The following is a 10,043-nucleotide window of genomic DNA, read 5'->3' as shown; positions in this document are numbered from 1 at the left end:
CAGACATTATGGTGATTAAATGTTAAACATTTTAACATTTACCAACAAATTTTTAATTATTTTTATTAGGTGTGAAAATGAAAAAATTACTTTTAGCTAGCGTTTCTGTAATGGCTTTTGCAAGCGCTGCTGCAAATGCTAACGTACAACCAGAAAAGATCAATCTTCAATCATTAATTAACACGGCAATGACCAGTGTAAAAATGGCTGAAGTGTTACCTGAAAACGATGCGCACATCGTTGTAAAGAAACAATCAAAAGCAATATTAGCTGAAGAGATCCAAATTCAGCTTCACAAAAACTTACTAGCAATGGCAAAGGGTGAAGAGCGCGTAAACGTTTCTGAAGCGGAATAAGCTACTCACACACCTGATACGCATGCCGGTGCTTGCACCGGCATACGCCATCAACAACTGCTTAGGTATTACTTGTATCTAACGCGTCAAAACCTTTCACTAGTTCATCTAACGCTTTCATTTGCTGCAAGTATGGCTCTAACTTTGCCAACGGCAGTGCACAAGGTCCGTCACACAAAGCCTCATCAGGGTTAGGATGTGCTTCAATGAACAATCCCGCTAAGCCCAACGCCATACCGCTTCTTGCTAACTGTGCCGCTTGCGCGCGTCGCCCGTCTGCAGACGTTGCTCGACCACCTGGCATTTGTAGTGCGTGAGTCGCATCAAAGATTACAGGCGCATATTCTTTCATTGCGTCCATACCCAGCATATCTACAACGAGATTGTTGTAGCCAAAGCAGCTACCGCGCTCGCAAAGAATAACCTTATCGTTGCCCGCTTCGCCAAGCTTACCAATTATATGGCGCATTTCATGGGGTGCTAAAAACTGAGGTTTCTTAACGTTTATTACGCTACCTGTTTTTGCCATTGCAACCACAAGATCGGTTTGGCGAGCTAGAAACGCTGGCAATTGAATAACATCAACTACTTCGGCTACCGGCGCCGCTTGTTCCGGTTCGTGCACGTCAGTAATAAGTGGAACGTTAAACGTCGACTTAATTTCCTCAAAAATACGCAACCCTTCCTCCATTCCAGGGCCGCGATACGAGGTAACCGATGAACGGTTAGCCTTATCAAATGAGGCTTTAAAAACGTAAGGAATATTGAGCTTTTGTGTTACTTCAACATATTGCTCAGCAATACGCATCGCTAGGTCGCGAGACTCAAGTACGTTCATCCCTCCGAACAGTACGAAGGGTAAATGATTGGCAACCTCGACGTTACCTACATTAATAATCTGTTGAGATTCAGACATTATCTATTTCCAGTTAAATCTTAAAAAAGAGGCTGTTTGGTAACCGCAACCATCGCCGTTGCCATTAGCACCGCCAGTGCTGCCACGAAAAAGCCCCACTTGCTTAACTTTGTCTTAGCCTTTTTAAGCGCAAACAATCCAAACACAATGTACAGCACTACGCCTATTACCTTGAACGTAAGCCATGCGTTTACAAACGGGTATTGAGACAGAATAAAACACAGCCAAATTGCGCTGGCTAATAGCACGGTATCAATGATATGAGGAAGAATTTTTACCCATTTTTTACTCAAGGCAGAAGCGTCGAATTGGCTCCATATAAAACGAAAGACAAAAAATAAAATGCTTAAGCCAACGGCGGTTAAATGAAGGTGTTTTGCCATCATGTACATAGTATGTTCCTGTTCTTATTTGTTAGGCAGCTTTTACTCGTAACATTAACACGATTGTTAATGAGCAAAACTAGTACTTTAAGGGCTGTTATTCACGGTACACTGTGAAGTGCAGAGAAACGCAGCAAACTTTTTTGTATAATGAAGCCTATCAGCCTCTAGTATACGAGCAGTCAATTCAAAAAAAGGGGCTTTTAGCGCGAGTCTTCCTTTGTATTTAAGATGCCTATTTTGAAGTCTCTATTGTAACGTATAACATTACGTAAATAACGGAAAATCAAGTCAACTTATTACAAACATCCGCCAATTCTAAGTGATTGTCTTGTAGCAACAATTACACTCAAACTTTTCCGTACTTTCGTAAAGAAGAGCGTTTACACGTCGGGAAACCGCGCTTGTATGGCAATAAATGCTGGAAGGTTATCTAGCATGCATTGTACCAAATGAGGGTCGAAGTGTTTACCACTTTCCAGTTTTAGCACCGCTTCAACTTTGTCAATTGTCCACGCCGGCTTATAAGGCCTTACATTCAAAAGTGCATCGAACACATCAACTAATGTGGAAATACGGCTTTTGATGTCTATTTCCTCGCCTGTGAGTCCGTCTGGATACCCTTTTCCATCCCAACGTTCATGATGCTGCTTTGCCAGCATCGCAGCAAGTTGAATAGTTGGCCGGCTTGAGTCCCGCAAAATCTGGTACCCAAACTCCGCATGCTGTTGAATTTTAAAAACTTCGTCATCACTTAACGGTGTCGTCTTTTGTAAAATAGACTTTGGCACAGCAGATGTACCAATGTCATGAAGAGGCACAGCAAGGCGTAGGGCCTGAACGTCTTGTTCGCTCAACCCGGCTTTTTCAGCTAGGATCTGTGCCATCTCTACCATTCTAGTGAGATGATTAGAGGAATTAGATTCATGCTCTAGCGCGCGGCCTAAACGTTCAATGATTTCTTTTTGCGTTGCTTCAATATCAATAGCTTTAAGTACGTTATCAAAAGCAAGCTGGACGCTCTCTGAAAAGCGTTTCACTAGATGTCGGTCATTATCCCCGACTCGTCTTGGCAAGCCAGATAAATATAGCAATGCTCCGTTGTGACTTTTACTGTTGCAATAGGCCACGACATGATCTTCTGCATATACAATTTGCTTTTCGCGCATCGCTCTTGTGCACAGCGCGTATTCTTTGGCGCTAATCGCGTCTTTTAGTGGTACACCTTCTTTGCTGGCATACTCGCCATTTCCAGCAAACACATACAATTCGTCGTCTTTGCAGTTGGCATTATTCACATTGATAGTACGAGATGTAGTGGCAACTGCAGTAGTGATATAAGCAGCGTCTTTAGAGCACCCTAAAATAGAAGCAAGCTGTTGAATAATGCCCTGCATGAACTTTTCAAGGGAACGACTAGAGAATAAATCGACAGAAGCATCTATGATTTTTTCTAGGCCACGTCTATTTTCATCAATAACAATAATATCGCGATAAGAACGAAGCGCCGCAATGATAACCGTAAAAAGTTTCTGCGCCGTTAACTCAGTTTTAGGTTTGTAATCATTAATATCGTAATTGATGATGACATCTTTTTCCGGTGCTTGGCCCGGTTGACCAGTACGCAAGATGATACGAGTGAAGTGATTGTCGAGTTCGTTGCGAACATAGTCTGCCAATTTAAGGCCAGCGTCGTCGGTTTCCATTACAACGTCAAGTAGCACAACAGCTATGTCATCATGAGTTTCGAAAATTACCCTAGCTTCTTCGCCACTGAATGCACTAACAAATTCAAGACCTTTACCATTTAAAGTAAAGTCATTTAGCGCCAGCTTGGTGACGGCATGAACTTCAGGCTCATCATCAACAATGAGCACTTTCCACCTGCCCAGATCTTCCACTTCGTTTTCATCGTCGTCTTCTGCGAAAAGAAAGTCATCATTCATCTGGTACGTCCTGTATTGCAAGAGATTGTTTAGCTTAATGCTTTTGCGTTTTAATAGAAGCTAGTCAAATACTAATGTAAAACCCAATATTAGCAAGTTCGCAATTTATTTCTTAAATGTTTTGCAAATATAGCGCGTGGTAAAAGAGATTAAAGCCACTGACCTAAGGTCACTCGATCGTTATCGCCGTAGTCCTTGATGGTTTTGACGTCAACAAACCCCGCATCTGCGAGCAAAGTGTTAACCACAGTCCCTTGGTCAAATCCGTGTTCAAAGGCAAGTAACGCACCTTTGTTGAGGAATTGAGGCGCGTTATTTATGATGTGTTTAATGTCGTCTAGACCATCACATCCTGAGGTTAACGCTGTTTTAGGCTCAAAACGTACGTCACCTTCATTAAGATATGGGCTAGTTTCTTCAATGTACGGGGGGTTCGACACAATCATGTCGAAGGTTTGGCCTGTAAGCGCACTGAACCAATCACTTTGCATAAATTGTGCATTGGTTATGCCATTAGCTTCTGCATTTCGGGTTGCTAAATTCACCGCCCCTTGCTGAAAATCCACTCCGGTAACCGATGCTTCAGGGATTTCGCTGGCTAAAGCCAAGGCGATAGCGCCCGTCCCCGTTCCCAAGTCGCAAATTGATAAAGCGTTAGATGGGTTTTCATTAGCCCAATTAAGTACATGTTCAACGAGTACTTCAGTATCGGGGCGCGGTATTAACGTATCTGGCGAGGTAAAGAGTGACAGGGTCCAGAAATCGCGCTTACCAATAATGTAGGCAACAGGCTCTCCGCGTTTTCGCTTAGCAACAGCGTTTTCAAACTCAGCTTTTTCTGTTGCGTTTAACATTTTATCAGGCCACGTAAACAGATACGTTTGTGACTTGTCTAAAATATTCGCCAACATGACTTTTGCATCAACAGAGGGTGACTCACCACCCTCTAGTTGCTTTACAGCCCACGTTAGGGCGTTATCAATGCGCATTATTTGTTTTAACGCTATTTTTGCTGCAAGACGAAGTTACTCATCAGAAAGCGAGGCTAACAAGTCTGCCTGATGTTCTTGCAAAATCGGATCGACTAGCTGTTTTAGGTCCCCTTCTATTACTTCATCTAAACGATAGATAGTCAGGTTGATACGGTGATCGGTAACGCGACCTTGCGGGAAGTTATAAGTACGAATACGCTCTGAGCGGTCACCACTACCTACTAAGCTCTTACGGGTAGAAGCTTCTTCCGCCGCGCGCTTTTCTTCTTCAATTTGATTTAAACGCGCTTGAAGTACTGACATAGCCTTAGCACGGTTTTTATGCTGTGAACGTTCGTCCTGACACTCTACAACCAAGCCTGTTGGCAAGTGAGTAATACGAATAGCAGAGTCAGTTTTGTTAACGTGCTGACCACCTGCACCCGATGCGCGGAAGGTATCAATACGAAGCTCAGCCGGGTTGATTTCGATAGCTTCAGACTCAGGAATCTCAGGCAATACTGCAACAGTACACGCTGACGTGTGAATACGACCCTGTGATTCGGTCTCAGGTACACGCTGTACGCGGTGACCGCCCGACTCAAACTTCAGCACACCGTAAACGCCCTCACCACTAACGTTCGCAACCACCTCTTTATAGCCGCCATGTTCACTTTCGTTGGCATTCACCAACTCAACACGCCAACCGCGGCTTTCTGCGTAACGGCTATACATACGGAATAAATCGCCTGCGAATATTGCCGCTTCGTCACCACCAGCCCCTGCGCGAATTTCTAAGAAGCAGTTATTGTCATCGTTTGGATCTTTAGGCAGAAGTAAAACCTGAAGCTCAGTTTCTAGGCGTTCAATTTCTGCCTTAGCTTCTTTCATCTCTTCTTGTGCCATTTCACGCATTTCAGCATCGTCTTCATTCAGCATTTCTTGCGCTGAACTTAAGTTTTCTTGTGCTTGTTGATATGCATTAAAACCAGCAACAACATCTTCTAGCTGACTGAACTCTTTTGACAAGTTGCGAAACTTATCCTGATTGCCGATAACTTCAGGGTCACCGAGTAACGCCTGAACTTCTTCGAAACGCTCGACTAAGTGTTCGAGTTTCCTAACTACCGACTCTTTCATATGCTTCTTATTACCTTATTTAATTTTCGTCTGACGATAAGTCAGATAAATCTAATGCCTGTCCCATCCAACGGCTTAACGCCGGGTCATCGTGCATGGCAGCTTCGCGTAACGCTAGGGTTGTTGAATGCAACAGCGTATTGGTTAGTTTATACGCCATTTCTTCTAATACCGTTTCGGCATTCTTACCTTCCGCTAATTGCGCTTTGGCTTTTTCCACAATATCGTCACGCTGCGCCATGCCTTTTTGGCGATACTGTCTTACTAAATCTATAGATTGCTGCGACTGTTTCCATGTCATGTAGTCGCCGGCTTGCTTGTCGATAAGCTTTTCAGCTTCTTTCGCAGCTTGCTCGCGGTTTTCTAAATTCTTTTGAACAATGTGCTGCAAGTCGTCGACTGTATAAAGATAGGCATCGCCTAGCTCATTAACCTCTGACTCTATATCTCGCGGTACTGCAAGGTCGACCAAAAACATAGGCATGTTTTTACGTTGTTTAAGCGCTTTTTCCACCATACCCTTGCCAATTAAAGGCAGTTGGCTCGCGGTAGAGCTTATCACGATATCAAAATCTTTTAAGTGCTCGGGCACTTGCGACAAGGTAAACACGCTCGCATCTAGTGTTTCGGCTAAGGCCTCTGCTCGCGCCACAGTTCTATTCGCCACCGCTAAGCAGCTTACGCCCTGCTCCTTTAAGTGCTGAGCAACCAATTCTATGGTTTCACCTGCTCCCACCAATAATACTGAACGCTTGGGTAGCTCGGCAAAAATATGCTTCGCAAGCTGGACAGCCGCGTAAGCTACGCTTACCGCATTTGCACCTATATCAGTTTCACTGCGAACGCGTTTCGCCACCGAAAAAGTATGTTGGAACAACTTATCAAACTCGCTGCTCACCATACCCGAATGCTTAGCATCACCAAACGCCTGCTTTACTTGCCCTAATATCTGAGGCTCACCTAAAATAAGTGAATCAAGGCCGCTGGCTACTCGCATAATGTGCTTTACTGCTTCGTCTTGTTCAAGCACATAGCTATTATTGGCAATCTCTTCTATGTCTAAGTGGTGAAAGTCACTTAACCATTGTAGTAGCTTTTGTCCTGTATCGTCCTGGGTATTGACGTAAAGTTCAGTGCGGTTACAGGTGGATACAATGACAGACTCATCTATGCCATCCAGCTTTTTTAAACCCGCAAGCGCTTCCACCAGAGAGTCTGGTGTAAAGGCCACTTTTTCGCGAAGTGCTACTGGTGCTGTTTTGTGGTTAATACCGAGGGCGAGTAAAGTCATTAAAATCTGTGCTGGCAACGTCGGAGCGGCATTGTACGAAAAACGCAAAATGATTGAAAGTGTTGGTGAAACTGTGTTCCCATAATGTCACAATTAAATGTGTTGTATTTTTAAACAGGTAGCATGCCTTAATGATTCGCTTATTTTCCCTATTGTTGACATTTTGCTTAGTATTAAGTGCATGTACAACCGCTCCCAAAGGCCCAGAACACGCGGTAAACCTCACGGCGCAACTAGAGAAAGTGGCTGAAGTACAGAAATGGCAAATGCGCGGCAAAATTGCCTTTCGCCAAGGAAAAGAAGCCGCCAGTCTTAATTTGGTATGGAAAAACGATTTTGGTGATTTTGATTTTCGATTAACCAATTTCTTAGGGGTTAGCTTAGTTAACTTAAACGTTTCTGAACATAAATCGGTACTAGTAGCTAACGGCGAAACGTATGTAGACGCCCTGCCGGAACCATTAATCTATCAAGTAACAGGTATGTTGATACCAGTAGAATCGCTATTGTCTTGGGTAAAGGGCTTACCGCTGGAAGGTGATAAATTCACGCTAACTGAGAAAGGTTTGGTAAATACGCTTGAAAGCTATTGTCAAGGTTGCCGCAATTGGCAAGTAGCTTACAGCAACTATGGCAGCGTTGACGTGGAGAATGGAGAGTCAGTATGGCTTCCTCACAGCATAACGTTAACCCAAAACGAAACGCCGAATATGCCTCTAACCCAGCTAAAAATTAAAATTTATCAGTGGAATCTGTAGTGAACTCATTTGTTACAACACAAAAAGACTGGTGGCCTTCGCCCGCTAAACTTAATCTCTTTTTACATATACTTGGCCGGTACGACAACGGTTACCACCAGCTACAAAGCTTGTTTCAAATGCTGGATTACGGTGATGCACTAGCCTTCGACGTAAGCAAAGAAAAAACAGAAAGCACAGAAAGTACAGAAAGCACAAACATTAGAATGGAAACGCCATTAGACGGCGTACCCGACGATGATAATTTGATAATAAAAGCAGCGCGATTACTGGCAACTAAAACCCAATGTAATAAAGGCGCCGTTATTTCTATAGATAAACGTCTTCCTATGGGCGGAGGCATTGGTGGGGGATCATCGAATGCTGCAACAACGCTAGTGGCACTGAATCATTTATGGAGTACAGGGCTAAACGAAGACGAACTTGCCGAGCTAGGGCTAGCGTTAGGTGCAGATGTACCTATTTTCGTGCGAGGACTGACAGCATTTGCTGGGGGTGTTGGTGAAGATATAACGCCAGCACCACAACAAGAACAGTATTTCCTTGTGGCGAACCCTAATGTTCATGTAAGTACGGCGGAGGTGTTTACTTCACCCGATTTGCCCAGAAATACACCGGCGATACGTTGGGAAGACTATAAATTCGAAAAAACTTGGAATGATTGTCAGCAATTAGTCGTTAATCGCTATCCTGAAGTTGCAAAATTATTACAGTGGTTGGTACACTACGCACCGTCGCGAATGACGGGCACAGGTGCATGCGTGTTTGCCACTTTTTATGACTACACTTTAGCCGAGCAAGTTAGGGCTCAAATGCCCAAAGCTTGGCAGAGTTTTATCGCAAAAGGTGTGAATCGCTCACCGCTATTAGACAAATTAGAACAACAAAAATAGTGTGTACGCCACATCGGACAAGAACTTAAAAATTGGGGTATAGCCAAGTTGGTAAGGCAGCGGGTTTTGATCCCGCCATTCGTAGGTTCGAGTCCTGCTACCCCAGCCAAACCTCTTTTATCAACGCACTGAGGAACCACTTGTGCCAGATATGAAGCTCTTTGCAGGTAATGCCGTACCAGAACTTGCCCAGAAAGTTGCCGATCGCCTCTACACCAAACTTGGAAATGCCAAAGTTGGCCGTTTCAGTGACGGTGAAATCAGCGTAGAAATTCATGAAAACGTCCGTGGCTCGGACGTTTTTATTATCCAGTCTACGTGCGCACCTACTAACGATAACCTAATGGAACTTATTGTGATGATCGACGCACTACGTCGCGCATCAGCTGGTCGTATTACAGCAGTAATTCCATATTTTGGTTATGCACGCCAAGACCGTCGTGTTCGTTCAGCTAGGGTGCCAATTACTGCGAAAGTAGTAGCTGACTTCCTGTCTAACGTAGGTGTTGACCGCGTTTTAACAATTGACCTACATGCCGAACAAATTCAAGGTTTCTTTGATGTGCCGGTAGATAACGCTTTCGGTACTCCTATCCTTCTTGCTGATATGGTAAGACGTGAGTTTGCCGATCCTGTGGTAGTGTCTCCGGATATTGGTGGTGTTGTGCGTGCACGTGCTACTGCCAAACTACTAAACGACACTGATCTTGCCATTATCGATAAACGTCGCCCTAAGGCGAACGTAGCACAGGTAATGAACATTATTGGCGACGTGAAAGACAGAGATTGCATCATCGTTGATGACATGATTGATACAGGCGGTACGCTTGCTAAAGCGGCAGAAGCACTTAAAGCGCATGGTGCTCGCCGTGTTTACGCTTACGCTACTCACGCTATTTTTTCGGGTAACGCTGCAAACAACCTTAAAGAGTCTGTTATTGACGAGATTATCGTTACCGACTCAATTCCATTAAGTGCGGATATGAAGCAAATCGGAAAAGTAAAACAGCTTACTCTTTCTGAAATGCTTGCTGAAACCATTCGTCGCATTAGCAACGAAGAATCTATTTCAGCGATGTTTGAATACTAATTCAGACTAAAAAACGAGTGAAACAGTGTTGAAAAATTGCACTGTTTCACTCGCTTCTTTTACGGGAAATTTTGTTTAGTTACCCGTTTCGTCTTCTTCGTCGTCTTCAGGCATATCGACGTCAACGACAGGCACTTCAACTTCTTTAGTCTCTGTTTTTACGTCCACGTCCATAGTATCAACGTCATACTCAGGCATTTCACCACCTTCAACGTCAACATCCGGCATTTGTCCCTCATCGGTTTTCTTTACTTCATACTCCGGAAGTTCACCAGATTCAACGTCAACATCCGGCATTT

The 10,043-nt window shown here is 44.0% G+C and carries 11 protein-coding genes and 1 tRNA gene; 5 read left to right on the top strand and 7 right to left on the bottom strand.

Annotated features, from left to right (window positions below):
• Window positions 1–77: 77 nt before the first annotated feature.
• Window positions 78–356 carry a hypothetical protein gene (locus KL866_RS08140; protein ID WP_025254786.1) on the top strand — a complete coding sequence of 93 codons (279 nt, stop codon included), beginning with the start codon at window positions 78–80 and terminating at the stop codon, window positions 354–356.
• Window positions 357–417: 61 nt separating this feature from the next.
• On the opposite strand, the gene kdsA is transcribed toward KL866_RS08140, so the two are convergent.
• From kdsA to hemA, 6 genes are all read right to left on the bottom strand, one after another.
• Entirely contained in the window at window positions 418–1,272 is an 855-nt protein-coding gene (gene kdsA, locus KL866_RS08135; RefSeq protein ID WP_214994521.1) for a 3-deoxy-8-phosphooctulonate synthase, read from the bottom strand.
• 20 nt (window positions 1,273–1,292) lie between these two features.
• Complete coding sequence (locus KL866_RS08130) at window positions 1,293–1,664, bottom strand: SirB2 family protein (RefSeq protein WP_025254784.1); 372 nt, start codon at window positions 1,662–1,664, stop codon at window positions 1,293–1,295.
• Between the two features lie 374 nt (window positions 1,665–2,038).
• The gene (locus KL866_RS08125) at window positions 2,039–3,601 is read right to left on the bottom strand and encodes a response regulator (RefSeq protein ID WP_025254783.1); all 1,563 of its coding nucleotides are present in this window, start codon (window positions 3,599–3,601) and stop codon (window positions 2,039–2,041) included.
• A gap of 149 nt (window positions 3,602–3,750) precedes the next feature.
• Window positions 3,751–4,590, bottom strand: a complete 840-nt coding sequence (gene prmC / locus KL866_RS08120; protein WP_214994519.1) for a peptide chain release factor N(5)-glutamine methyltransferase — start codon at window positions 4,588–4,590, stop codon at window positions 3,751–3,753.
• A gap of 36 nt (window positions 4,591–4,626) precedes the next feature.
• On the bottom strand, window positions 4,627–5,712 hold the full coding sequence (prfA, locus tag KL866_RS08115) for a peptide chain release factor 1 (protein ID WP_025254781.1): 1,086 nt from the start codon (window positions 5,710–5,712) through the stop codon (window positions 4,627–4,629).
• Between the two features lie 19 nt (window positions 5,713–5,731).
• Window positions 5,732–7,003, bottom strand: coding sequence for a glutamyl-tRNA reductase (gene hemA / locus KL866_RS08110; protein ID WP_025254780.1), 1,272 nt, complete (start codon window positions 7,001–7,003; stop codon window positions 5,732–5,734).
• A 131-nt stretch (window positions 7,004–7,134) separates the two neighbouring features.
• Between hemA and lolB the strand changes: the two genes are divergently transcribed.
• From lolB to KL866_RS08090, 4 genes are all read left to right on the top strand, one after another.
• Window positions 7,135–7,761: a lipoprotein insertase outer membrane protein LolB gene (gene lolB, locus KL866_RS08105; RefSeq protein WP_025254779.1), complete on the top strand. Its 627-nt coding sequence runs from the start codon at window positions 7,135–7,137 to the stop codon at window positions 7,759–7,761.
• A complete protein-coding gene (gene ispE / locus KL866_RS08100; protein ID WP_025254778.1) occupies window positions 7,761–8,654 on the top strand; it encodes a 4-(cytidine 5'-diphospho)-2-C-methyl-D-erythritol kinase in 894 nt (297 codons plus the stop codon). Before lolB ends, ispE begins: the two co-directional genes overlap by 1 nt.
• 33 nt (window positions 8,655–8,687) lie before the next feature.
• Window positions 8,688–8,763, top strand: a tRNA-Gln gene (locus KL866_RS08095).
• A gap of 33 nt (window positions 8,764–8,796) precedes the next feature.
• The gene (locus tag KL866_RS08090) at window positions 8,797–9,744 is read left to right on the top strand and encodes a ribose-phosphate pyrophosphokinase (RefSeq protein ID WP_025254777.1); all 948 of its coding nucleotides are present in this window, start codon (window positions 8,797–8,799) and stop codon (window positions 9,742–9,744) included.
• 75 nt (window positions 9,745–9,819) lie between these two features.
• Here the strand turns inward: KL866_RS08090 and KL866_RS08085 are convergent, their stop codons facing one another.
• Entirely contained in the window at window positions 9,820–10,041 is a 222-nt protein-coding gene (locus KL866_RS08085) for a hypothetical protein (RefSeq protein ID WP_214994517.1), read from the bottom strand.
• Window positions 10,042–10,043: the final 2 nt, after the last annotated feature.

Origin of the sequence: Alteromonas sp. ALT199, assembly GCF_018619335.1 — a bacterium.
Lineage (GTDB): Bacteria > Pseudomonadota > Gammaproteobacteria > Enterobacterales > Alteromonadaceae > Alteromonas.
This window is presented reverse-complemented; position numbering and strand designations above follow the sequence as displayed.